The 23,656-nt window shown below is 38.1% G+C and carries 21 protein-coding genes; 13 read left to right on the top strand and 8 right to left on the bottom strand.

The window, feature by feature from the left end:
• Positions 1 to 11: 11 nt before the first annotated feature.
• The 6 genes from DR017_RS13670 to DR017_RS13645 all read left to right on the top strand — a co-directional run bounded on the left by DR017_RS13670 (position 12) and on the right by DR017_RS13645 (position 10,350).
• Positions 12 to 2,942 carry a SusC/RagA family TonB-linked outer membrane protein gene (locus DR017_RS13670; protein ID WP_002678691.1) on the top strand — a complete coding sequence of 977 codons (2,931 nt, stop codon included), beginning with the start codon at positions 12 to 14 and terminating at the stop codon, positions 2,940 to 2,942.
• An 18-nt stretch (positions 2,943 to 2,960) separates the two neighbouring features.
• Entirely contained in the window at positions 2,961 to 4,577 is a 1,617-nt protein-coding gene (locus DR017_RS13665) for a RagB/SusD family nutrient uptake outer membrane protein (RefSeq protein WP_002678803.1), read from the top strand.
• Between the two features lie 14 nt (positions 4,578 to 4,591).
• Entirely contained in the window at positions 4,592 to 5,689 is a 1,098-nt protein-coding gene (locus DR017_RS13660; RefSeq protein ID WP_002678729.1) for a substrate import-associated zinc metallohydrolase lipoprotein, read from the top strand.
• Positions 5,690 to 5,696: 7 nt separating this feature from the next.
• The gene (locus DR017_RS13655; RefSeq protein WP_002678813.1) at positions 5,697 to 7,046 is read left to right on the top strand and encodes a DUF4302 domain-containing protein; all 1,350 of its coding nucleotides are present in this window, start codon (positions 5,697 to 5,699) and stop codon (positions 7,044 to 7,046) included.
• A 139-nt stretch (positions 7,047 to 7,185) separates the two neighbouring features.
• On the top strand, positions 7,186 to 8,769 hold the full coding sequence (gene pckA / locus DR017_RS13650; RefSeq protein WP_002678871.1) for a phosphoenolpyruvate carboxykinase (ATP): 1,584 nt from the start codon (positions 7,186 to 7,188) through the stop codon (positions 8,767 to 8,769).
• Positions 8,770 to 8,934: 165 nt separating this feature from the next.
• A complete protein-coding gene (locus DR017_RS13645) occupies positions 8,935 to 10,350 on the top strand; it encodes a S1C family serine protease (protein ID WP_002678798.1) in 1,416 nt (471 codons plus the stop codon).
• Positions 10,351 to 10,501: 151 nt separating this feature from the next.
• On the opposite strand, the gene DR017_RS14170 is transcribed toward DR017_RS13645, so the two are convergent.
• Positions 10,502 to 10,762 carry a hypothetical protein gene (locus tag DR017_RS14170; RefSeq protein ID WP_174888852.1) on the bottom strand — a complete coding sequence of 87 codons (261 nt, stop codon included), beginning with the start codon at positions 10,760 to 10,762 and terminating at the stop codon, positions 10,502 to 10,504.
• 20 nt (positions 10,763 to 10,782) lie between these two features.
• Between DR017_RS14170 and DR017_RS13635 the strand changes: the two genes are divergently transcribed.
• The 4 genes from DR017_RS13635 to lipB all read left to right on the top strand — a co-directional run bounded on the left by DR017_RS13635 (position 10,783) and on the right by lipB (position 13,847).
• Positions 10,783 to 11,247, top strand: coding sequence for a macro domain-containing protein (locus tag DR017_RS13635; protein ID WP_002678880.1), 465 nt, complete (start codon positions 10,783 to 10,785; stop codon positions 11,245 to 11,247).
• A 29-nt stretch (positions 11,248 to 11,276) separates the two neighbouring features.
• Positions 11,277 to 11,750 (top strand): 23S rRNA (pseudouridine(1915)-N(3))-methyltransferase RlmH, encoded by a 474-nt coding sequence (gene rlmH / locus DR017_RS13630; RefSeq protein WP_002678660.1) that lies wholly within the window; start codon positions 11,277 to 11,279, stop codon positions 11,748 to 11,750.
• A gap of 545 nt (positions 11,751 to 12,295) precedes the next feature.
• Complete coding sequence (ypfJ, locus tag DR017_RS13620; protein WP_002678852.1) at positions 12,296 to 13,171, top strand: KPN_02809 family neutral zinc metallopeptidase; 876 nt, start codon at positions 12,296 to 12,298, stop codon at positions 13,169 to 13,171.
• Entirely contained in the window at positions 13,149 to 13,847 is a 699-nt protein-coding gene (gene lipB / locus DR017_RS13615; protein ID WP_002678650.1) for a lipoyl(octanoyl) transferase LipB, read from the top strand. The genes ypfJ and lipB overlap by 23 nt, the downstream gene beginning before the upstream one ends.
• Positions 13,848 to 14,293: 446 nt before the next feature.
• On the opposite strand, the gene DR017_RS13610 is transcribed toward lipB, so the two are convergent.
• Positions 14,294 to 15,205, bottom strand: coding sequence for a phosphatase domain-containing protein (locus DR017_RS13610; protein WP_002678817.1), 912 nt, complete (start codon positions 15,203 to 15,205; stop codon positions 14,294 to 14,296).
• Complete coding sequence (locus tag DR017_RS13605) at positions 15,202 to 16,386, bottom strand: DNA ligase-like domain-containing protein (RefSeq protein WP_002678851.1); 1,185 nt, start codon at positions 16,384 to 16,386, stop codon at positions 15,202 to 15,204. Before DR017_RS13605 ends, DR017_RS13610 begins: the two co-directional genes overlap by 4 nt.
• A 104-nt stretch (positions 16,387 to 16,490) precedes the next feature.
• Here DR017_RS13605 and DR017_RS13600 point away from each other — a divergent pair, with 104 nt between their 5' ends.
• The 3 genes from DR017_RS13600 to DR017_RS13590 all read left to right on the top strand — a co-directional run bounded on the left by DR017_RS13600 (position 16,491) and on the right by DR017_RS13590 (position 18,876).
• A complete protein-coding gene (locus tag DR017_RS13600) occupies positions 16,491 to 17,411 on the top strand; it encodes a hypothetical protein (RefSeq protein ID WP_002678717.1) in 921 nt (306 codons plus the stop codon).
• A gap of 83 nt (positions 17,412 to 17,494) precedes the next feature.
• Positions 17,495 to 18,013 (top strand): inorganic diphosphatase, encoded by a 519-nt coding sequence (locus tag DR017_RS13595; protein ID WP_002678814.1) that lies wholly within the window; start codon positions 17,495 to 17,497, stop codon positions 18,011 to 18,013.
• Between the two features lie 68 nt (positions 18,014 to 18,081).
• Positions 18,082 to 18,876 (top strand): lysophospholipid acyltransferase family protein, encoded by a 795-nt coding sequence (locus DR017_RS13590; RefSeq protein ID WP_002678684.1) that lies wholly within the window; start codon positions 18,082 to 18,084, stop codon positions 18,874 to 18,876.
• Here the strand turns inward: DR017_RS13590 and DR017_RS13585 are convergent.
• Genes DR017_RS13585 through DR017_RS13565 form a run of 5 tightly spaced genes read right to left on the bottom strand, consistent with a single transcriptional unit; the run spans position 18,829 to position 23,654 of the window.
• Complete coding sequence (locus DR017_RS13585; RefSeq protein WP_002678668.1) at positions 18,829 to 19,974, bottom strand: MFS transporter; 1,146 nt, start codon at positions 19,972 to 19,974, stop codon at positions 18,829 to 18,831. The genes DR017_RS13590 and DR017_RS13585 overlap by 48 nt on opposite strands.
• A 25-nt stretch (positions 19,975 to 19,999) precedes the next feature.
• Positions 20,000 to 21,733, bottom strand: coding sequence for a MutS-related protein (locus DR017_RS13580; protein ID WP_002678859.1), 1,734 nt, complete (start codon positions 21,731 to 21,733; stop codon positions 20,000 to 20,002).
• Between the two features lie 19 nt (positions 21,734 to 21,752).
• Entirely contained in the window at positions 21,753 to 23,042 is a 1,290-nt protein-coding gene (rodA, locus tag DR017_RS13575) for a rod shape-determining protein RodA (protein WP_002678692.1), read from the bottom strand.
• Between the two features lie 14 nt (positions 23,043 to 23,056).
• Positions 23,057 to 23,299, bottom strand: a complete 243-nt coding sequence (locus tag DR017_RS13570) for a DUF6327 family protein (RefSeq protein WP_002678785.1) — start codon at positions 23,297 to 23,299, stop codon at positions 23,057 to 23,059.
• Positions 23,286 to 23,654 carry a phage holin family protein gene (locus tag DR017_RS13565; protein ID WP_002678651.1) on the bottom strand — a complete coding sequence of 123 codons (369 nt, stop codon included), beginning with the start codon at positions 23,652 to 23,654 and terminating at the stop codon, positions 23,286 to 23,288. Before DR017_RS13565 ends, DR017_RS13570 begins: the two co-directional genes overlap by 14 nt.
• Between the last annotated feature and the right edge of the window lie 2 nt (positions 23,655 to 23,656).

The raw sequence follows: 23,656 nt of genomic DNA, 5'->3' as shown, positions 1-23,656 counted from the left end.
AAAAAGTTAATATGAAGGTACTAAATTTAAAAACACTCTTGCTGTTGTGCATTTTTGTACTTCTAGCTCAATGGGCTGCTGCCCAAACACGAACAGCTACTACTACTCAAACCACTACTCAGACTACTACTACAGCACAAGCTCCTATGAATACTAATACTCGAGGGGCTACTTCTATATCGGGTAGTACGAAGCCTCTATGGGTGCTCAATGGAGTAGTGTTAGAAGGTTCAATAGATCTCAAACCTGAGGATCTTGTGTCAGAAGATGCTAAAATGCTTATTGCTGCAGCTATACCAGGGCTTACTGCCGAAAGTATAGAGAGCTTTAAAGTGCTTAAAGATGCTTCGGCTACGGCTATCTATGGACAGCGTGCTATAGGCGGTGTGGTCGCGATTACCACTAAACGAGGTACTACGGGCGGTAGTAGTATTACTTATACTAATGAATCTACCTTTCGATTTATACCTACTTATGGGGAGTATAATATTATGAACTCGCAAGACCAAATGTCGGTGATACAAGAACTCATAAGAGGTGGGCACTTTAAGTCCGAAAACCAATCAATTACTGAAAATAAAGGAGTCATAGGGCGAATGTACGATTTGTTTTATGTATTAGACCGCAATGGTAATTCGGTAGTACCTAATACTGAAGCAGGGCGTACAGCTTATCTACAAGCTGCTGAACGCAGAAATACAAATTGGTTCAACAAATTATTTCAAACTAGTATAATGCAGAACCACACTCTTTCTTTTTCTTCAGGAACAGAGAAATCAACATATTACGCTTCTTTAAGTGCATTGTTCGACCCAGGATGGACAAAAGGAGACAAACTTAGTCAGTATTCAGGAAACCTAAATGCCAATTATAATTTATCTCCTAAGTTTAAACTTAATGTTATTTCAGATCTTTCCTATCAAAAACAAACTACCCCTAAGCAAGATATCTATGACTATGCTGTAACACACTCACGTAGTATCGACTCTAAGGAGTATTACGTAAATGATTTTGCTCCTTACAATATTTTCAACGAAATAGATAACGCTTATAAAAATATCAATATAGCCAACCTCAGACTACAAACAGAACTTACCTACAAGATTACTAAAAAAGTAGAAGCTACAATGATGGGGGCTATTAGATATTATACTAATCAACAAAATACAGAATATAAAGAAAACTCAAACTACGCACTATCGTATAGAGCAATGCCTAACTCATTAGTACGTAGCTATAATCCTAGACTCTATGATGATCCTAATGACCCTTACGACCTACCTAGTGTAGTATTACCTGAAGGAGGAATACGTGAGCGAAGAGATCGTACTATTACCAGTAACCACTTCCGTGCAACATTGCGTTATAATGATAGTTTTAAAGGAGGACTTCATAATGTATCGCTATATGCTGGAGCAGAAATGGATAACTACAAAAGTACCGATGATAAAAACCAAAACTATGGAGTACTATTTAGTTCTGGTAATTATAGCTATTATACCTATTTGTTTTTTAAAAAACTACAAGAGGAAAATAGTACTTACTATAGTATCTACAATACTACAAATAACTATCAAGCATTCTTCACTAATGGTAGCTATACTTTCGGTAATCGTTATACTATAAATGGAACTTTGCGTTATGATGCTTCTAACAAGTTTGCTGAATCGCGCTATATACGCTGGATGCCTACTTGGAACGTAGGGGTGAATTGGAATGTAACTAATGAAAAATTCTTTGATAAGCTAAAACCTCTTTCTCATTTATCGTTCAAAGCCTCTTTTGGGGTAACAGCTATTTCACCATCAGTGAGCAATTCACTCTCTCAAATTTACACTAATATGCCTTGGCGCAACTCTTCTAAACGCGAAATTGGATTGAACATAGTGGATAATGCTAATCATGACCTTACCTATGAAAAAAACCAAGAGTTAAACCTAGGTACTCAGTTTGGATTGTTTAACAATCGTATTAATATATCAGCTGAATGGTTTAATCGCAGAAGTTATGATTTGATAGGTAACATCGTAACACAAGGGGTAGGGGGTACTATTACCAAGAAGGGAAATATGGCAGAGTTACGTATACACGGAGTAGAACTCGGATTAGAAACTACTAATTTCAAAACCAAAGATTTTAGTTGGAAAACCTCATTCATCTACTCACGTTCTAAAAATGAGATAACCAAACTGCTAACCAATCCTACTGTACGCAATATGATAGGTTACTCAAGTAGTTCTAAATCAGTAGGAGGATTTGCCAAAGAAGGTTATCCACTCCGTTCTATTTTTTCAGTGCCTTTCAATGGATTGAATGATAAAGGATTGCCCACATTCTTAGATGCTAATGGCAATAGCACAGTAAGTGGAATCCGTTTTGACAATCGCAATGTAGATTTCTTAGAATATTCAGGTACACTCATCCCTACCGATAAAGGTAGTTTTAGCAACTATTTTACCTATAAAGGGATTTCATTAGGTGTTGTGTTTACTTATTCTTATGGTAATGTGGTACGTTTGCGTAAACTTACAAATTCGTACAACGACTTTTGGGTAGCACCTCGTGAACTAAACAATCGTTGGCAGTATCCAGGTGATGAGCATCGTACTAATATACCTGTACTCTACACTACTTATATGTATGACCTTTACGGTGGGTATAACAACATCATACAGGCTTATAATACTTATGATTACTCTAATGTTCGTATAGCTAAGGGCGATAATATAAGATTGAAAGAAATTTCTATAGGCTACACTTTTGATAGAGATTTTCTAAAGAGAAATAAATTACGCCAACTCAGTATGAAGCTACAAGGTACTAATCTTGCCTTGCTTTACGCCGATAAAAAACTAAATGGCGATGATCCCGACTATTTAGCTAATGGTTATTCGCCTATCGCTGCTAAACGACTTATTTTTACCTTACGAGTAGGACTTTAATTTTTAAATACAAAAGAAATGAAAAAAACATATATATTAATAGCTGTCTTAATACTAACACTTACTGCTTGTAATTCATTACTTGATGAGCTACCCGATAACCAAGTGCGTATTGATACTCCCGAAAAAGTAAGAAGGGTAGTTACAAATGCATATCCTACTGCTAGTACAGCAGTAGTAAGTGAATTGTCGTCAGATAATATAGCTGATATAGGTACAATAATATCCTATTCGAATTTCTTAAGCCAAGAATCTGCTTATTGGCAACGTATACAAGAATACTCTGACTCCGATGGACTTCAGAATATTTGGACAAGCCACTATAAGGCTATCAATCATGCAAATACCGCTTTGGAAGCAATTGAAAAAATGGGTAACCCCGAAGCTACTAAAGCTAGTAAAGGGGAAGCCTTAGTAGCAAGAGCTTATGCACACTTTTCGTTAGTTAATCTTTTTTCTAACCCCTATAATCCCACTACAAGTGCTACTGATTTAGGTATTCCTTATATGTTAGTTCCTGAAACAGAATTAGATGGTAGATATAGTAGAGGAACAGTAGCTCAAGTATATGCACAAATAGATGCCGACCTAACTGCGGGTCTGCCCTTGATAGATGATAGCAGTTATGAGATGCCTAAGTATCACTTCAACAAGAAAGCGGCCTATGCTTTTGCTGCACGTTTCTATCTGTATTATCAACAATGGCAAAAAGCCTTAGATGCTGCTAATGTAGTGCTTACTACTAATAACAATACTACTAAAAATATGTTGCGTAATTGGCAAGATTTTAGAGATGCTACCAAAACTGGAGGTACTGATATAGAGAAATTTGCTATTTATTATACCCGTGAAGATGAGACAGCCAACTTAATGTTGCATCCAGTTATTTCAGTGATTTCAACATCGTATTTTTCAACCTCTAACGCTAGACGATTTATTCACAATCATCGTATAGCAGGTGAGACATTAGCAACTACTAATCTATGGGATAAACAAGGTAATTCAGGCAAACCTAACTACGGCTATGAATTCTACTGGTTCACTCCTTTTGATGTGTTTGATAACAGACGTGATGCAGTAATCTATGGCAAGTTCCCCACATTCAAAGACAATAGTACTCGTACAATAATGATACCTTTTACTACTGATGAAACCTTATTGGTGAGGGCTGAAGCCAAAGTGCTTTTAGGGCAGTATGATAGTGCCATAACCGACTTGAATATGTTTACCTCTAAATTTATTCAGCAAACCACTATCAATGGTTATACTAGCAGCAATACAGTAACGAAAGCCGAAATCGTAGATTTTTATAATGGTATAGCCTACTCAGAAAGTACGGTAAATGGAGCTACTCAAAAAAAGCATCTTAGTCCTTCATTTACTATCAGTAGCGATGGAGTACAAGAGCCTCTATTGCACTATGTACTACAGTGTCGACGTGTACTTACTTTAGGAGAAGGTTTGCGTTGGCAAGATGTACGCCGCTATAATATAGAAGTAGCCCGTTATCAGAACGACAACTCAAATCGTAATGATGCTACTGTGAAAGCAGTATTACCTGCTAATGATTTGCGAAGAACAATTCAGCTGCCCGATGCAGTAATAGGCAAAGGAATGCAAGCAAACCCAAGATAACAAAAATATAAACTATGAAAAAAATACTATACATATTTTTAGCCTTATCATTTTTAGGCTGTGATAATGATGACAAACTTGCTGATGAGAGTGTTATTATTCGCAATGGAGAAGAGAGCCAAAGTTTGAATCTACAAAATGATTTGGACAAGTATTTAGATGAGACTTTTGCTAAACCGTATAACATACAGATATTATACCGTTTTTTGGAACGAGAAATCAGTAGAATTTATACTTACACACCTACTAAATACAACAAAGCAATAGAGTTTGCTAATGTGTTCAACTATCTATTTATAGAACCTTATGTAAAGCTTACCTCTAAACCTTTTATGAAAGAGCATTCATTCAATACTCTTATTCTAATAGGGGAGCCTGCATTTAACCCTACAGGTACTAAGTTAGTAGGACTTGCTGCGGCAGGTATAAAAATACACCTAACTGATATAAACCACTTAGAGCCTAATAATATCTATTGGTTGAACGACAATATCTTGGCTACCCTCTACCACGAGAATGCTCATACTTGGCATCAAGCAAAGTTATATACTACCGATTATGAAAAAATATCTGCAAGTGATTACAAGAACGATCGCTGGGTAAACGAGTGGAACTTAAATACTAAGAACTATCTAAGAGCAGGCTTTATAACTGCGTATTCAAGTTTTGACCACGATGAGGATTTTGTAGAACTATTAGCACGTTACATAGTCTACTACAACGCTACTTTGGATTGCAATTGTGCTACTACCGATAGTAGTTTAGATACTAATGGCGATGGTTTTAACGATGCTTTATATACCGCTTGGAAAGCTAAATTCAGCAACTATGGTAATCTCATTTCAGAAGATTATACGCCTTATGAATCAACTAGTGTATGGGAAGAGGTACTGAAAAAAGCAGATAGAAAAATAAGACCTACTGAAACATATACAGGCAAACAGAAAATAGAACAAAAAATAGCCATAATGAAAAAATACCTACAAGACGAATGGAATATCAATCTTGATGAACTACGTGCCGAAATACGTAGCAGATATCCTTACGTAGCAGGTAAGACCTTTGATGGCGTACCCGTACAAAGAAAAGATTTCACCCGATTAACACGTTAATACAACAATGAAAAAATATATATTCTTATCACTCTCATTTCTCATCTTTGTAAGCTGTAATTATAAAGAGGAAGAGACTTTTGAGCAAAAGGCTTCAGAGCGTACTGTAAACTCACTCAATAGTTACAAAAAGACTTTAGAAAATGATAGCTATTGGCTGCTGACTTACTATCCTGAGCAATACCGTGTAGGTTATTGGGTATATCCCTATCAACCAGAGGTCTTTGCTACCGATAAAGATTTTCCAAAAGCCCACAGAAGTATAGGAGGCTACAATTTTTTGATAAAGCTGAAAGATGGTCAAGTAACAGCTTCATCAGAAGCAAGTTATACTAATGATGAAGAAACTTCATACTTTTCGTATGACATAACTGAAGGTCCTACTATTAGTTTTGATACTTTTAATAGTGTATTGCATCATTTCCGATTTGTCTCATCGTCATTTCCTAATGCTCGTGGAGGTGAAACCGACTTTATAGTTCTAAAGTACGAAAATGATACCTTTACTTTGCGAGGTCGTACCTCTAACAATATTATGACCTTGAAAAAATTCACAGGTGATAGAGAAACCTATTTGAATAAAATACGTGATAATAGCACTACTCTTCAGTACAAAGGTCTTTCTCCTATAAATGTAGGAGGCACTGAGGTAACCCTTAAATTATTTCCTAGTTATAGGCAGCTCACTTTTATATATGACAACAATCAAAAATATGTACAATCAGCTTTCATCATTACTGAAAAAGGTATTAAATTGTATGAACCTATAAACATTAATGGGGTAACCTTTGATGAATTTTATTTTAATCAAGGTAAAACTGCCTTAGTAACCACTGATGGAAACATAACCACTAACTTTGTGAACTCTCCTATCACTATCAGTAGTAATGCTTTATATGTAACTTTTGATACATATAACGCTTCTGAAAAAATAATGGATATTTTCAACAAGGCTAAGAGAGCAGTAGAACAATCAAAAAACAAAACCCACACCCTACTGAATTATATCAGGTTAGTAAATATAATGGGGAATGATCAACAACAAACAGCAGGAATGCACGCTTACGTAGCTGAAAAAAATAATCTTGATAATACAAGTAGTGTATACTATGAAATGGACTTTGTAGGCGTTGCTAATAATGCTAATGAAGAACAAGTTGAAATTCTTATAAAAGATATGCCTAATGAAGGTGATAGCACTTACAAAAATAGTCTTTACTACTACAGAGAAGCAGAACGATTATTTTTAGACTTAGCTAAGTTAGGTCCTTATAAAAAATCAGTTTATAACGCTAATTACACATATCTAATAAGCGTGAAAGACCCTGATATTTGGTTTTTAGTATATACCCCTTAAAAAATGTTAAAAATATTTTTTTATTACAATTTTTATGCGTACATTTGCAGCGTTTTTCAGAGGAACTTTTACCTTGTCTAAAACTCAAAAAACATAAGTTAGTAAATTATAGAATTTTAAATAAAAAATTTAAGACATTATGAGTAAACCAAAAACACTTTCCGTTGATAAATACGGAATTAAAAACGCTAATGTTCGTTACCAATTGTCTGCTGACGAACTTCACCAAGAAACTTTGGACAAAAAATTAGGTGTTGAAGCATCTTCTGGAGCTATCGCTATCAACACAGGTGAGTTTACTGGTCGTTCTCCTAAAGACCGCTTCATCGTAAAAGATGATATCACCAAAGATCGCGTATGGTGGGGTAACATCAACATCCCTTTCGAACCTGAAAAATTCGATAAACTATACGAAAAAGTAGTAGCTTATCTTTCAAGTAAAGAAATTTACGTTCACGATGGCTATGTTTGCGCCGACCCTAAATACCGCACCAATATCCGTACTATTACTGAACTTCCTTGGAGCAACCTTTTCGCTTTTAATATGTTCTTACGTGTAGAAGATAGCGAACTCGCTTCTTTCAATGAAGATTGGTTAGTTGTTAATGCTCCTGGTTTCAAAGCTGACCCAGCTGTAGATGGCACTCGTCAAGCTAACTTCGCAATCCTTAACTTTACTAAAAAAATCGCCCTTATCGGTGGTACTGGTTATACCGGCGAAATTAAAAAAGGTATCTTCTCTGCTATGAACTTTGAATTGCCTGTGTTCCGCAACACTATGCCAATGCACTGTTCTGCTAACGTTGGTAAAGACGGCGATACTGCTATCTTCTTTGGTCTTTCTGGTACTGGTAAAACTACCCTTTCTGCTGACCCTAACCGCCACCTTATCGGTGATGACGAACACGGTTGGACTCCTGAAAATACCGTATTCAACTTCGAAGGTGGTTGCTACGCTAAAGTAGTAGACCTTACCGCTGAAAAAGAACCTGAAATCTTCGCCGCTATCAAAAAAGGTGCTATCCTCGAGAACGTAATTATGGATGATAAAGGTGTTGTTGATTTTGCTCGCACTGATATCACTGAAAACACTCGTGTTTCTTATCCTATCTATCACATCGCTAATATCCAACCAGGTTCAATAGGTCATAACCCTAAAAACATCTTCTTCCTTACTTTTGATGCTTATGGTGTATTGCCTCCAATCTCTAAATTGACTCCTGAACAAGCTGCTTACCAATTCGTTTCTGGTTATACTTCTAAAGTTGCTGGTACTGAGGTAGGTATCACTACTCCTCAAAAAACTTTCTCTGCTTGCTTCGGAGCAGCCTTTATGCCTCTTCACCCAGCTGAATATGGAAAACGTTTGGCTGAAAAAATCAAAGAAACTGGCGTAAACGTATGGTTGGTAAACACCGGTTACAATGGTAAAATGAAAAGATGCAGCTTGAAAGATACCCGCGCTCTTATCACTGCGGCTCTTACTGGCAAACTTAACAACGTTGAGTACAAAGAATTACCTATCTTCGGTTTCAAAGTACCTCAATCTTGCGAAGGTGTTTCAGATCAAAGCATCTTGAACTCAGAAAACACTTGGGACGACAAAGCTCAATTCAGCGCTAAACTCAAAGAATTGGCTGAATCATTTGTACAAAACTTCAAAGATAAAAAATTCGCTGAAGGTGCAAGTGCTGACGTCCTCGCTGGTGCTCCTAAATTGTAATTTAACTTTAAAGGACATAGTTTGAAAAAGGCTGCTTCCCATCGGGAGCAGCCTTTTTCTATCTCTTATTTCCTGATACCTAATACCTGAAACCTGTCCCTAACTTTGGCATAGTTGTTGCCTAATCATTTTATGATATAAAAACAAATTAGTAAAACAAAGAATATGATGAAAAATTATGTAACAATGATAGCTACTGCCTTCCTTGGTGGAGCTATGACCTTAGGAGGGTATAAACTCTTTATAGATAAACACGACGCTAAACAAGAGGCACTTGATTTGCTCTCGCGTCCTGCTTTGGTACAAACGAATCACACTACTCCTCAAAGAACAGTAGCAGGTGAAACCAACTTTGTGGAAGCAGCTAACAAAACGGTAAATAGTGTTGTGCACGTAAAGAACACTGTAAAATCACAAGGAGGCGTTACCTCTATCTTCGATCTTTTTTACGGTAATGGGGGAGACGAACAAACCCAAGTAGGTACAGGTTCAGGAGTAATTATCACTCCCGATGGCTATATAGTGACTAATAATCACGTGATTGCCAATGCCACTACTTTGGAGGTTACCCTTAATAACAATAAAACCTATGCAGCTAAACTCATAGGTACAGATGCCGCTTCCGATATTGCCTTACTAAAAATAGAAGCTGATGAAAAATTGCCTTTCCTTACTTTTGCCGACTCCGATAATACACAAGTAGGCGAATGGGTACTTGCAGTAGGGAATCCTTTCAATTTAAATTCTACTGTTACTGCGGGAATTATCAGTGCAAAAGCGCGTAACATCAGCGAGCGCGGTAGTGATAAAATAGAATCGTTTATACAAACCGATGCCGTAGTGAATATGGGAAACAGTGGGGGAGCTTTGGTAAACCTCAATGGCGACCTCATTGGTATCAATACCGCAATCTCATCTACTACAGGGGTATATATGGGCTACTCATTTGCTGTGCCTAGCAATATCGCTAAAAAAGTGGTAGAAGATTTGATAGAATACGGAAATGTACAACGCGGAGTGATGGGTGTACGCGGACAAGGATTAGACTCCGAAGTAGCCAAAAAACTCAACATCAAAGAAACTGAAGGATTCTATGTGGATTCTGTAGATGATGAATCAGGAGCAGGAGCTGTCGGACTTAAAAAAGGTGACATTATCAAGCAAATCGATAATGTGAAGATACATAAATACTCTGATCTTAGTGGTCACATCGCTTCCAAACGTCCTGGCGATATGCTAAAAGTAATTTATGTACGTGAAGGTAAAGAACGCACTGCCAATATCACCCTCAAGAAAAACACTACTTATGTGATACAATCCTTAGGGTTGGAAGTGAAAAACCTCTCAGAAGCTGACCAAAAACGTTTTAAAACTAAAAACGGAGTGAAGGTTACCGCTGCAGGTCAGTTCTATGAGTACAACAATATCAATATAGTAGGAAAAGTGTTGCTTTCAGTGAATGGAAAAACCATTAAAGATGTAGATGAATTGAAAAATATAATGTCTAATCTTTCTTCACGCAATCGCAACTCGTTAGAATTCCTAAACGAAAAAGGAGAAAAAGAAAGATTCTTCTTCTAATAAATATTCAATGAAGTTGTCCGAAAAGTCTCAAAATCGTATTTGCATCCCTATCTTTGCCAAAGTTTCTTGCCCGTCAAAGTTGATTATCGTGATAATCAATCACTTTTAGAGCCTTTTGAGTAAAAGTAAGAGTGTTTTGCAAATACCCTTACAAATAGAACTTTTCGGACATCCTCATATAATTACCCTCCTCCAGCTCGTCAGCCTTGTCCAACTTATCAGCCTCGTCTGCCTTGTCAGCCTCGTCTGCCTTGTCCGCTTCGTCTGCCTTGTCCGCTTCGTCCGACTTGTCAGCCTCGTCCGAGTTCCTCCGAGTTCCTCCGAGATTTTCCAAGCCCCTCCAAGTCTCTCCGAGTCTCTCCAAGCCCTCCAAGTCCCTCCAAGATTTTCCAACTCTCTCAAATCTCATAATAATAAAAAAAATCAACAATGATACACTATTTAAAAGCCGATGCTACGGCACCACAAACCGAAGGTAACATTATCATCACCCATATTTGTAATGATATAGGTGCTTGGGGTAAAGGTTTTGTGTTAGCACTTTCCAAACGCTGGAAAACACCTGAAAAGCAATATAAACAATGGTATAAACAAGGCGAAGGTTTCGCTTTGGGTGCAGTGCAGTTTGTAAAAGTAGAAAGTGATATATGGGTTGCTAATCTCATTGGGCAACATAAAATATATAAAGATGAGAACGGCAATCCCCCCATTCGTTATGAAGCAGTGAAAAAAGCCTTACAACAAGTAGCCAATTTTGCTCTTGAAAACAATGCCAAAGTACAAATGCCCCGCATAGGTTGCGGATTAGCAGGAGGTACTTGGGATAAAATCGAAGCTATTATCAATGAAACCCTTTTAGAAAAAAATATAGAAGTATTTGTCTGCGACTTATAATTTTTCACTATTCACTTTTCACTTAACCGATGAATATCAAACTTATAGCAGTAGGAAAAACCGATAATTCAGCCTTACAAGAGCTCATCACCACCTACGAAAAGCGACTTTCGTACTACATCAATTTTGAATTGCAACTTTTGCCTGATATTAAGAATAGCAAATCACTATCAGAAGAACAACAAAAAACAAAAGAAGGCGAACTGATTCTCAGTAATATAGCCTCTTCTCATCATTTGATACTCTTAGACGAACGTGGCAAAGAGTTTACTTCAGTAGCTTTTGCCGATGAATTGCAAAAGAAAATGAATGCCGGCATCAAGCAGCTCACTTTTGTGATTGGCGGACCTTATGGTTTTTCAAAAGAAGTATACGACCGTGCTAATGGTAAGCTCTCGCTATCCAAACTCACATTTTCACACCAAATGATACGCCTATTTTTTGTAGAACAACTCTACCGTGCTTTTACAATTCTCAAAAACGAACCCTATCATCATCAGTAATCTAAATTTCTCAAAACAACACTCCTTCTTCCATCCGACTCGTCTGACCTGTCTGACTCGTCCAACTCGTCCGACTTGTCCAACTCATCCGACTTGTCTAACTCGTCTAACTTGTCTAACTCGTCTAACTTGTCTAACTTGTCCAACTCGTCTAACTTGTCCAACTCGTCTAACTTGTCCAACTCGTCTAACTTGTCCAACTCGTCTAAATCCCCAGCGATTCTCCGAGATTCTCTAAGTCTCTCCCTCCCCCCTCATCACCACACTTTACTAAAGTTTCTTGCCCGTGCGGCTCGTCCCCCTACAATTCTTCCACGACATTTGTATTTAAGATAATAGGTTTATACTTTATTATCAAACTACAAAAAATAGTAGGAAATATTAGATATTTTTTAAGTCACTTTTGCGGATTGCCCCCCTTCCTCTCGGAAGGGGAACGGGGGTAGGCTTTTAAATACAAATGCCTCACAATTCTCCCCCGCAAATTGGCAAATTCACAAATTATTACTACATTTGCCCCCGAAAACTCAAAATAAGAAAAAACTATGAAATGGGAAGGAAGACGTCAAAGTAGCAATGTTGACGATCGCCGTGGTATGCGCGGCAAAGGCGGACTTATCGCTGGCGGTGGTATTGTCGGTATCATCGTTGTATTATTGCAACTATTTGGTGGCGAAACAGGACAACAAGTAGCCTCTGTTGTAAACCAAGTAGCAGGTGGTAACCAAACACAACAAGCAGTAGAACGTGTAGAACTCACTGCCGAACAGAAAAAAATAGGCGAATTTACTGCCACAGTACTCGCTGATACCGAAGATGTTTGGGAAAAAGTATTCTCTCAAAATGGATTAGGTACCTATAAAAAACCTACCTTAGTACTCTTCACCGAAAATGTCAGCACTGGTTGCGGTAATGCTACGGCAGCTGTAGGTCCTTTTTATTGTCCTGCCGACCAAAAGCTCTATATGGATATGGACTTTTTTGAAGAACTCAAATCTCGATTCGGAGCTAAAGGCGGCGACTTTGCCATCGCTTATGTGATGGCTCACGAGGTGGGGCATCATATTCAAACGCTCTTGGGTACCTCTCAGCAAGTACGCCAAAAACAACAAGGGCTCTCCAAGGCTGCTGCCAATAAATGGTCAGTAGCTCAAGAGTTGCAAGCCGATTTCTATGCAGGGGTTTGGGCGCACCATAATCAAAAATATTTGGATACCGATGATATCGACGAAGCACTTAGTGCCGCAAATGCTGTAGGTGATGATGCTATACAAAAACGTATGCAAGGACACGTAGTCCCCGATTCCTTTACTCACGGTACTTCTGAACAACGAAAATATTGGTTTACCAAAGGCTATAACACTGGCGACATTCGTCAGGGTAATATTCAAACTATTTATGAACAAACAAGTAATCGTTAGAGATTTAGGCAATAAAGACTATAAAGAAACTTGGGACTACCAAGAAAACCTCTTTCAAAAAATTGTCGAGCAGAAAACAAATAACCGAGCTAATAACACTCTCTTACCTACCGATAATTATTTTCTCTTTGTAGAGCATCCTCACGTCTATACCTTGGGTAAAAGCGGACATATAGAGAATTTGCTCATTGATGAAGAGGGATTAAAGAAAAAAGGAGCTACTTTCTATAAAATTAATAGGGGAGGGGATATCACCTATCACGGTCCTGGTCAAATTGTAGGCTATCCTATTTTAGATTTAGATAACTTTTTTACTGACATTCACAAGTACCTCCGCTTTTTAGAAGAAGTGATCATTCGCACTCTTGCCGATTATGGTCTCAAAGCAGAGCGCAGTGAAGGTGAAACAGGCGTTTGGCTCGATGTAGGAACTCCTTTTGCTCGCAAAATTTGTGCAATGGGCGTCCGCTGTTCCCGTTGGGTAACGATGCACGGATTTGCCCTAAATGTAAATACTGATTTAGGATATTTTGATAATATTATCCCTTGTGGAATTCGCGGTAAGGCAGTAACCTCACTAAATGTAGAATTAGCCAAAGATAAAGTGGATATAGCCGAAGTAAAATCGCATATCCTAAAGCATTTCAAAGAAATGTTTGAAGCTGAATTGATATAAAAAAGATACCTTAATAACTTAAATGTAGAAGATGTTTTCTCATCAAAAAGGTAGCTTTTGCGTATTACGAGGCTGTCCAAAAAGTCTCAAAATCGCTTTTGCGGATTGCCCCCTTCCGAAGGAAGGGGGAACGGGGGTAGGCTTTAAAACGCAAAACGGTACATCAGTCCATCTCCGCCTCGTCCACCTTGTCCAAAACCCCTGCGATTCTCTGAGTTTTTTTGCAATTCTCTAAAATACTCTGATTATCAATAATTTTTTGAAGTATGTTATGTAGGGGAGTTTTGCAAACGCCCACTTAAATAAAACTTTACCTTTTTCTTCACATTAGTCCTTCTCCGCCTTGTCCGCTTTGTCTGACCTTGTCCAAAACCCCTGCGATTCTCCGAGTTTTTCTACAATTCTCTAAAATAATCCCTGCGATTCTCCCCAAAACAATAATCAACCTAAAAATCCCCGTAATTGACTTGGAAACAAGGTAAATGCAAATCCTTGCGCCACATATCTACCACTTGATTGCGGTCATCTAAAAGAAATTCTACAAAGTATTTTCCTTGTATTTCACCCTCAAAAAGTTCCCTTTTAATGATGTTATCTTTGCGGAAATCGTTAGAGGTGCGCATCAGCAGTAAGTCGTAACCTATTTGGTGTTTATCGAGAAAACGCATTGTAGGTTCGCGGAATTTATCTTCGCGTCCCGAGAGTAAAATCACTTGATAGCCCTGTTGTTTAGCCATTTTCAATGCAGCAGCTACAGGTTCGTTCAGCAAGTCGTTATCACAAGTTGCCGCGTTGTAAGGATCACGACCATTGAGCAAGGAAAGTGTACCATCTAAATCGCAAATCACAGCCTTAGGTAAGTTCTTATCTTGAGTAGCATAGCTGGTAGTAGCCACTTGTACTTTGCGAGGAATAGGAGCAAAATCAAATTTTTCGAGAGTGTGCTTTAGGTTAGCCACATTTCTCTCTACCACACTTTTAGATATGAATTTTCCCGTTTCTTCATAGCGTTTATCACAGCGTTTTACTAATTCGTCTACAGGTAAATCAAATACTTTAAAACTGATATCAGCGTATTCAGTATAAGTGTGAATCATATCCTGAATGGTGCGCAGCGATGTGTTTGTAGCATCGATAATCACATTGGTATCACTTTTTAGCAAGGTGAGCACCGAGGCTTCTACCATTTTGCTAATGCGCTCTTCATAGAACGGAATCATTAGCGAATCACCAAACTGCATCAAGCGAAAGTCATCGCGATTCACGCGTATCCAATTGTCTTCGGTACGTAAAAAATAACGTGCAAAGGTAGATTTACCCGACCCCGGGGCACCCACCAATATAAGAAGTTTACTCATAGTCTGCTGTCTAATTGATTTTCTACCTCTTCCCCTAAAATGCGGTCGAGTACTAAGTTTTTAAATTCGTAATTCTCCTCGTGAATTTCATTATAAGGCGTTTGCAAAAGTTTGGCATTAATAGCCCAATCGTTGATAGAACATTTCAGTTTACCTTTGATATTGCGTTTAGCGATTTGTTCTTCTAATCGGTCTTGAAAATCCACCCCGTAAATGAGTGTGAGGTAATCGTTGTTGCGCACCTTGAAAGCAGGCGGTATGCCCTGTATAAAAGCCTTACGAGGTTTAATAACTACCCCCTCTTCGTCATTTGCGTTCATTTGGTCTACCCAAGCGCGTATCTCGGGGTATTTGGCTTCAAAGTCAGCGGTATCCGTAAAAGTGTAGTGCAAAAATTCATCACTGTTAATACGTGCAAAACTGAGGTTGTCATTCACAAAATGTTCAGTCCCATCATCGTAGATTTCCTTTAAAATATTAAAAGGTTTGAAGTAAACAGTTGCATCTTTGCCAAAGATGTCCAATTGTCTTTTAAACAGAGCAATATTCTTCTCATAGTGAGGCAAATCGAGTAGCTTCATATCGCGTATCGATTGGTACTGACGAATGATGTGGGTAGGGTATTTATCTTTCAGTTCCTTGCCCGAAAGTACTTTGGTGTCAGCCACAAAAGCGAGGTATTCAGGTTTTTGCTTGATAGCGTTTATTTTTTCATATAAGTCGCTCTGTTGCAAGTAGTCGCAATGTATCTGATGAGAGATGTAATAAGCCGAAAACTCATTGGTAATAAGTCCTTTACCTAAAGCCGACCACGGCATCAATTCCGATTGGATAATGCGAATAGTTGTGTTCTCCCAGCTGAACTTAGCGTGTAACTGAGCGAGCGCTGACACCCATTGTGAACGATCTAAATGATTGATTTTATAACCATTTCGGCTTACTAAATAACTATCTTCTAAGTTCTTATGTAAGTAAATATCACAATAAGAACCCATATATTTCTTCTGTATTAAAATCTCTTTGATGTCTCTGTCAAAGAACCATCGCAAGCCCTCATAAAGACTTTCAATTTCATTGCGCCCTACCGATTTAGGAGCTGGTGAAATTGTAGGCGAAAAAGCATTGATTTTGTTCTTGCAAAACCAATCAATACGTTTTTTTATAAGTGTTTTATCTTCCATCGCTTAAATTTGTGGCAAAGATAACAAAACACACACAATTACACAAATAATTTGCTTAATCAAACAGAATATACTACTTTTGTAGTCACACAATAAGAAAAACGATGAAGACATATTTCAAACGATTATTCATTTTTACAGCTATCATTTTCAGTTTTCAATTCCATTGTGAAAAACAAGACGATTTTCAAACTGAAAAAAAACAAGCACTCTTGCAACACAACTATCTCATCGTGAACACTACTGATGGCACTCCTGCTGAAGTTGAGGTGAGTTATTCGGTTTATATCGCTGGGAATAAAGAAAATACTGTGATAACAGAACGCAAAACTACTCCTTTCGTGATAGGAGGAGAGAAAGTAATGGCAAAATACGACAGTATATACGAATCTAATGGTAGAGATAGGTGGCATCTCTACAATGAACCTTATTATGATTATCAGCCTAAAGGAAGTGATTATCTGGTGATAAAAAACACTTCTACTACTACCTTAGAATATGCCGTGGTAGGAGCTCAAAAAGTACGCTATTATGCTCTGCCTGAACTTAATAGAAAACCTCTCATCAGCCGTAAAGAACCTGTGAATATAAACAAAATGCTCAAAGATTACCCTTTGCCTATTTACAAGGGAACGCCTGTGCTGTATCTGTTTAAACCAGAACTCGCTCCACAAACTGATGTCTTTACTTTTTGGGAAAGCCTTTCGTCAGACGACAATACGCGAATAAACAAAATTACCCTTAAAACACCTACTTTTGGAAGTGTAACCCTCAATACACCAATGTCTATAACCGATGTCTTAGCTCTTTATAAAGAAGAATTTGAAAACGGAAACACTTTGTTTGATAGCTATTCTACTTATTACTCTCACCTCTTAGGTGAACCAAATAGAAGTTTAAAAACGCTTAATTGGTATATGTCTGATGGTCTTTGGTATGGAAAACTATCTGCAGGACAGGAGCTTATAAATGAAAAAGGCAAAATAAACTTTACAAATCTCAATAGTAAACCAAATAGACTATAAAACAAAAAAAAATAGGGTTTATAGGGTATATATCACTTTTTTTACTACTTTTGCCCCCTAAACACTAATTGAATAAAAAAGAAATGTCAGAAAACAAATCACTATCTTTTGATGTACTCATCGAAATTCCCAAAGGGAGTCGCAATAAATACGAGTATGATTTTGAGTTGCGCAAAGTGCGTTACGATCGTATGATTTTCTCATCAATGATGTATCCTGCCGATTATGGCTTTGTGCCCGAAACCTTAGCTTTAGATTCCGACCCGTTAGACGTGCTCGTATTAGTAACCGAACCTACTTTCCCTGGCTGTGTAATGGAAGTTAAACCTATAGGAGTATTCCACATGGCTGATGAAAAAGGTCCTGATGAAAAGGTGATTTGCGTACCCGTTTCCGACCCAATATGGAATAAAATGAACGACCTCAATGATTTGAACCCTCACCTTATCAAAGAAATCGAACACTTCTTTAGCGTATATAAAGATTTAGAAAAGAAGAAAGTAGCGATCAACGGTTGGGGTGATCTAAATGAAGCAGTGAAAATTTATCACGAATGTAAAGAACGCTATGTCAATAGTGGCAAAAATTTTTCAATAAACTAAACTAATGAGGCAATGAGTTGATGTACAAATCAACTCATTGCCTCATTACCTAATCAATAAATTGACCAATGCCTTTATTCAAACAAGACCCTTTCGGACATACACTTTTCGTAAAGAAATGGCTCATTCGCGTTTTTGGACTCATTACCCATAGCAGGTATGATGGTTTCAATCAACTGAAGATTGAAGGCTCGGATATCATTCGTGAATTGCCTCCACAAAATGTGATGTTCATTTCTAATCACCAAACGTATTTCGCCGATGTAACAGCTATGTATCACGTATTCAACGCCAGTTTGAAAGGACGTAAAGATACCTTAGATAATATAGGCTATTTGTGGAATCCCAAACTTAATATTTATTATGTGGCAGCCTCCGAAACGATGAAATCAGGGATATTGCCCAAAATATTAGGGTATGCGGGGGCTATTCCTGTCAATAGAACGTGGCGTGAAAAAGGGAAAGAAGTACATCGTGAAGTACGCCAAGTAGATGTAGAGAATATAGGAATTGCTCTTGCCGATGGCTGGGTGATTACCTTTCCGCAAGGTACTACATCGCCTTGGAAGCCTATCCGCAAAGGTACGGCACACCTTATCAAGCAATACAAACCCGTGGTAGTGCCCATTGTAATTGATGGTTTCCGCCGTTCGTTTGATAAAAAAGGGATCAATATCAAAAAGAAAGGGATTCAACAATCAATGATTATCAAACCCCCTTTGCAGATAGATTATGAAAATGATACGGTTGAAGAAATTGTAACCCAAATCGAAATGGCTATCGAACAACACGAATCATTCCTCAAAGTAAAAAAATTAGAATCTGAGAATACGCCAAAGGTAGAAAGTCAAGAGCAACCCTAAACTTGCCAAACCTGCCCCCATAAGCGATGGGTAATTGGTGCTGAGCCCATAGAGCAGTGGCAATCCTCCTACATAAGCTCCAATAGAGTTAGCAGTGTTGAATCCCGCTTGCATAAAAGCGGCTCCCATCATTTCGGATTGAGGTGCGCAGCGGAAAATGAGCATATTCAACGGAGAACCTAATGACATCGACATTGCACCACATACAAATGTAAGCACCCACGCTATAGGCTGAATATGTGAGAAAAAGAAGACCAATAGCAATACACTGATGAGCATCAACGAGATGTAAATAGTCGCTTTGATAGGCGATAGTCGGTCAGTAATCCAGCCTCCTAAGAGATTGCCTACTACCATTCCCACACCCGCAACTATCATCACCACCGATTTCATATCAGGGTTGATATGTGCCGTCTCTATCATCAAGGGTTGTATATAGCTGAACCACGCAAAAAGTCCGCCACAACCTAAAGCAGTAATACCTAAAACTAATAACGACCTTGGATTGAAAAATAAACGTACTTCGCGTTTGATACCAAGGTCTCTTTTGTTTTCTATATTGGGTAAGAAAAAGAATATCGATAGCATTGTAAGTAATCCTAACGACGATACACAGCCCATCGCTGTTCTCCAGCCTATCCACGCTCCTATGTAAGTAAGTAAAGGTACCATTATCAAATTGGCGACAGTAAGCCCTGCAAACATAATCGAAATGGCAAAAGCCTCTTTACCTTTAGGGGCTAACTGCTTGGCTACAATGGCACCTACCCCAAAGAATGCACCGTGGGGTAACCCCGAAAAGAAACGCGCTAAAAGCAAAGTAGTATAATTAGGTGAAAAAGCTGAAAGCCCGTTGAAGAGCGTGAAGAGAAACATAAAAAACAATAGTATCTTCTTAGGATTGTATGAGGCAGCCAAAGCGATGAGTGTTGGAGCACCTACAACTACACCTATAGCGTAAGCCGAAATAAGCCGCCCTGTGATAGCATCTTCTAAATGCATATCTTCGCCTATTACACGTAATAATCCCATTATTAGGAACTCGGTAGCTCCTAAAGCTAAACCTCCTATAGCAAGAGGCCACAGTTTTTTAATCATAAGTTTTCTTTTTTTAGTAATTTCTTTATATAATGCCTAATTTCTTCATCAAGAAGGTAGCGTTTTTGTTTTTGCACACCCCATCTCTCAGTTTGTAATCAAAAGTGAGTTCCCCATTTTCAATGATTGATTCAAAACACTTATTCTGCAATTGCTGCGGATATTGTTCGCTGAGGTTACACACTTCTATATCGTGAGTGGCAAGTACCCCTAAAGCCTGTAAAGAGAGCAAGCGTTCTACAATTTTGATAGTGCCTTGCTGTTTATCTTCAGAATTGGTGCCGCGCAATACTTCGTCTAAGAGTACAAAGCAACGTTCGCTTTCTAAAGTTTTTACAATTTGCTGTATACGGTTGATTTCGGCAAAGAAATATGATTTGCCATCGCTGAGAGAATCGGCGAGACGCATAGAAACGAGCAATCGCAAAGGGTGTACATTGGCTTTACGCGCACAAACGGGCAAACCTACCAAAGTGAGCAACATATTCACTCCCAAAGTACGCAGAAAAGTACTCTTCCCCGACATATTAGAGCCTGTGAGCAGTATAAAAGCCTGCTCATTGAGGATAATATCGTTAGTAATGCACTGTTCTGAAGGAATAAGAGGGTGTCCTATCGCCTCAAAAGCTATTTTGTACTTATTATTAAGAGTAGGATATACAAAATTAGGGTGATTATAGCTAAAATTAGCAAAACTACATAACACTTCAATCTCCCCTACCGATTGCAACCACTCTTCTATATGGGCTGCATAACGAGCTTTCCATTGCAAAAGCTGTTGGTAACGATGTATGTGATAGAAAGAAAATGCGTTGAGAGGTATAGATACTAATATATTGCCTACGCTGTCTAAATCGTCTAACAAACGTGAAAGTTGGGCTATTTTAGTGCTTGCTTGCTGGTTTCTTTCAGGAAAACGTGCTTCTACTTGGGCAATACACTCTCTAAAAGCATAAAGCATTGTATAAGTCCGCTCAAATCCTAATTTTTCCTTAGCTATTTTGCCTATAAAACTAAAGAAAGTTACTAAATTGACAGTGAGCAATAGTTTTCCTATAGTTTTTAGCAGTTCGTTATCCCAACCATAACTTATTAACAGACATACAACAAGCAGTATAGGTAAGGCTATAAGTGTATAACGCATTGTATTACTCAATAGTTTAATAGGGGCTTTTGCCCACGCACTCAGTTTGGTATAGAACTCCTCACTATCGTCTATTTGTTGGGCATAAGCAGTAAAGGTTTGTCGCCAAGTGAGGTCGGGGGTAAGGGCTTGTATTTGTTTTTGAGTATCGAGAATACGCTCTGGAGTAGGGGAGAGGAGGCGTTCAGCTAATAGTTTTCTCCCTAAAAAAGTATGTGTGCGATTGAGGTAGTGATAGAGCGAGCGTTCACCTAAAATATCTAAATCATAAGCGTAAGGGTGATTTTCTTGCTGAAAAACGCTACCATTATCAGTGAAGAAAATGTATTCTTCTAAAAAAGCAATTTCCTGTTCATTGATGCGTATTTTGGTTTTAGCAATGGTGCGACGGGCGCTTATCTTTTTATGTTTTACAATCAATAAAAAGAAAACAATAATAGCTAATGCACAAAAGAGCCCCATCAGTATAGAGGGGGCTTTGATAACTTGGTAACCCAGAGCAATAATTAGTAGCATATCAGCTAATCGTAGCAACCCCATTTGGTTGTATTGCTTGTTGAGTTTTTGGTATTGTGTTGTGGCTTCTGTAAGTTTTTCTTTATATGAGTTTGTCATTTTTTGTCATTCGTAATTATTATCGAATCCAATCATTCAAGCGATTAGCATCTAATCGTAAGAAGATAAAAAGTAGGATAGTAAATGCCCAAAGTCCAGACCCCCCATAACTAAAGAAAGGCAACGGAATACCAATGGTAGGTATCAAACTAATTACCATACCTATATTGATACAGAAGTGTACAAACAGAATTGAGATTACACAATAACCATAAACCCTATTGAATTTTGTTTTCTGTCGTTCGGCGAGTACAATGAGTCGCAAGAGTAAGAAGGTAAATAGTATTACTACAGTAGCTGTACCAACAAATCCCCATTCTTCACCTATGGTGGTGAAAATATAATCGGTGTGTTGTTCAGGGATAAAACTTCCTTTAGTACGTGTGCCTTCCAAGAATCCTTTTCCTAAGGCACCTCCAGAGGTAATCGCCGATTCCGCCATATTGGTATTATAAGCAAAATCACGCTTCATAGCTGCAATTTTTTGAGGGTCGGTTTCGAGGCGTAACCACAGGTTTAGACGATTGCGGTGGTGCTGTTTCAGTACATTATCATACACGGGGTGAGTAGCGAAGGCTGTTAGCAAGCACAATACCGAAAGTATAAAAATATTCTGAAAGGGAATTCGGTTAGTTTTCTTTTTATGCCAAAATCCATAAGCCCCAATACTGATAATAGAGGCTAAAACAGTGAAAGTAGTGCCAAATTTCAGTGAAGAGATAAACACTACCCCTGATAAAAAGAGGTAGAAAAGTAGGGCAGAAGGCATTCCTTCACGGAAGAGTGCAAATGCTAATGAGAAGAATACTAATAAACTCCCTACATCGGGTTGTAACAAGATGAGAAATGCAGGTACACAAATGATGGCAATAGCGCGTAAGAGGTCGGGAGTACGCCGAATATCAGTGTGGATATCACTTACATAGCGAGAAAAAGCAAGTGCCGTAGCTACTTTAGCAAATTCACTGGGTTGCACCGTAATAGAGCCTATAGCATACCACGCTTTGGCGCCATTGGTCTCTTTACCAAAAATAAATAACCCCGCTAATAAAACAATAGCAATGAGATAGAAGAGTACTGAAAAGTTAGAGTATATTTTGGGGTCTAAAGCCAAAATAAAAGTAATCAGTAAGAAGCTGAGCCCTATAAAAAGCATCTGTTTTCCATAAAACTGATTGATGTCGAAAATGGAAGTAACATTTAGGTCACTATAAGTAGTGGAGAAAATAGCAATCCACCCGCACATTACTAATAATAAATACAATATTACCGAAATCCAATCGAGATTCTTTATAAGGCTATGTTTCATTGATAGTTATAAGATTATTTGAGTTTTTTACGAAAAAGGAAAAACAAGGCGTATTCAATAGCTAAGTTAAGCCATCTTTTTTCGTTGGTCAAGAAAGAGAACCAAGTATTAGCAAGTAGATTTCCAAGAGTGAGGCTCTTAGTAGCTGCTGATACTTGTTGGGTGAGTGACAAACGGTCTATTTCCTTTTCTAAACGTAGTATTTTTAGGTCGTTATCGATTTCTTCAAAAGAGCGATAGATTTTATTCTTCGTCATCGGGTTCTACTTTAAAATAGATTTCGGAGAGTTTTTCTAATAGAGGTCTTTCAATAAGTTTTTTGCGGAAAGCCAATATTATTATAGCAATCAATATATAGAAAGCTCCTACAATAACAAATCCTAAAGCGTTGCTACCCAATGCTTCGCCTACTGCATAGGCTATAGCAAAGGACAAGAAAAACAATACCAACAAACTAACAAAAGCTACTATAAAAAAAGTGATGAGAGCATAGGATGATTTACCTATGAATCTGAAAATAAATAATTTATAGTAAGCGATTTGCGAATCGAGGGCGGAATTTGCTTTTGTAGGAACTTCCTCAAAAGATTCTTTGATAGAATGGATAGACATAA

It is taken from the genome of Capnocytophaga sputigena, assembly GCF_900446695.1.
In the GTDB taxonomy this organism is placed as follows: Bacteria; Bacteroidota; Bacteroidia; order Flavobacteriales; family Flavobacteriaceae; genus Capnocytophaga; species Capnocytophaga sputigena.
Note: the sequence above shows the minus strand (reverse complement) of the source record. Positions and strands in the feature narration are given on the sequence as shown.

What these genes read in the sequence shown, in the direction of transcription:
- DR017_RS13670 (WP_002678691.1), top strand. Translation starts at nt 12, where the DNA reads ATGAAGGTACTAAATTTAAAAACACTCTTGCTGTTGTGCATTTTTGTA.
- DR017_RS13665 (WP_002678803.1), top strand. Translation starts at nt 2,961, where the DNA reads ATGAAAAAAACATATATATTAATAGCTGTCTTAATACTAACACTTACT.
- DR017_RS13660 (WP_002678729.1), top strand. Translation starts at nt 4,592, where the DNA reads ATGAAAAAAATACTATACATATTTTTAGCCTTATCATTTTTAGGCTGT.
- DR017_RS13655 (WP_002678813.1), top strand. Translation starts at nt 5,697, where the DNA reads ATGAAAAAATATATATTCTTATCACTCTCATTTCTCATCTTTGTAAGC.
- pckA (WP_002678871.1), top strand. Translation starts at nt 7,186, where the DNA reads ATGAGTAAACCAAAAACACTTTCCGTTGATAAATACGGAATTAAAAAC.
- DR017_RS13645 (WP_002678798.1), top strand. Translation starts at nt 8,935, where the DNA reads ATGATGAAAAATTATGTAACAATGATAGCTACTGCCTTCCTTGGTGGA.
- DR017_RS14170 (WP_174888852.1), bottom strand. Translation starts at nt 10,762, where the DNA reads ATGAGATTTGAGAGAGTTGGAAAATCTTGGAGGGACTTGGAGGGCTTG.
- DR017_RS13635 (WP_002678880.1), top strand. Translation starts at nt 10,783, where the DNA reads ATGATACACTATTTAAAAGCCGATGCTACGGCACCACAAACCGAAGGT.
- rlmH (WP_002678660.1), top strand. Translation starts at nt 11,277, where the DNA reads ATGAATATCAAACTTATAGCAGTAGGAAAAACCGATAATTCAGCCTTA.
- ypfJ (WP_002678852.1), top strand. Translation starts at nt 12,296, where the DNA reads ATGAAATGGGAAGGAAGACGTCAAAGTAGCAATGTTGACGATCGCCGT.
- lipB (WP_002678650.1), top strand. Translation starts at nt 13,149, where the DNA reads ATGAACAAACAAGTAATCGTTAGAGATTTAGGCAATAAAGACTATAAA.
- DR017_RS13610 (WP_002678817.1), bottom strand. Translation starts at nt 15,205, where the DNA reads ATGAGTAAACTTCTTATATTGGTGGGTGCCCCGGGGTCGGGTAAATCT.
- DR017_RS13605 (WP_002678851.1), bottom strand. Translation starts at nt 16,386, where the DNA reads ATGGAAGATAAAACACTTATAAAAAAACGTATTGATTGGTTTTGCAAG.
- DR017_RS13600 (WP_002678717.1), top strand. Translation starts at nt 16,491, where the DNA reads ATGAAGACATATTTCAAACGATTATTCATTTTTACAGCTATCATTTTC.
- DR017_RS13595 (WP_002678814.1), top strand. Translation starts at nt 17,495, where the DNA reads ATGTCAGAAAACAAATCACTATCTTTTGATGTACTCATCGAAATTCCC.
- DR017_RS13590 (WP_002678684.1), top strand. Translation starts at nt 18,082, where the DNA reads ATGCCTTTATTCAAACAAGACCCTTTCGGACATACACTTTTCGTAAAG.
- DR017_RS13585 (WP_002678668.1), bottom strand. Translation starts at nt 19,974, where the DNA reads ATGATTAAAAAACTGTGGCCTCTTGCTATAGGAGGTTTAGCTTTAGGA.
- DR017_RS13580 (WP_002678859.1), bottom strand. Translation starts at nt 21,733, where the DNA reads ATGACAAACTCATATAAAGAAAAACTTACAGAAGCCACAACACAATAC.
- rodA (WP_002678692.1), bottom strand. Translation starts at nt 23,042, where the DNA reads ATGAAACATAGCCTTATAAAGAATCTCGATTGGATTTCGGTAATATTG.
- DR017_RS13570 (WP_002678785.1), bottom strand. Translation starts at nt 23,299, where the DNA reads ATGACGAAGAATAAAATCTATCGCTCTTTTGAAGAAATCGATAACGAC.
- DR017_RS13565 (WP_002678651.1), bottom strand. Translation starts at nt 23,654, where the DNA reads ATGTCTATCCATTCTATCAAAGAATCTTTTGAGGAAGTTCCTACAAAA.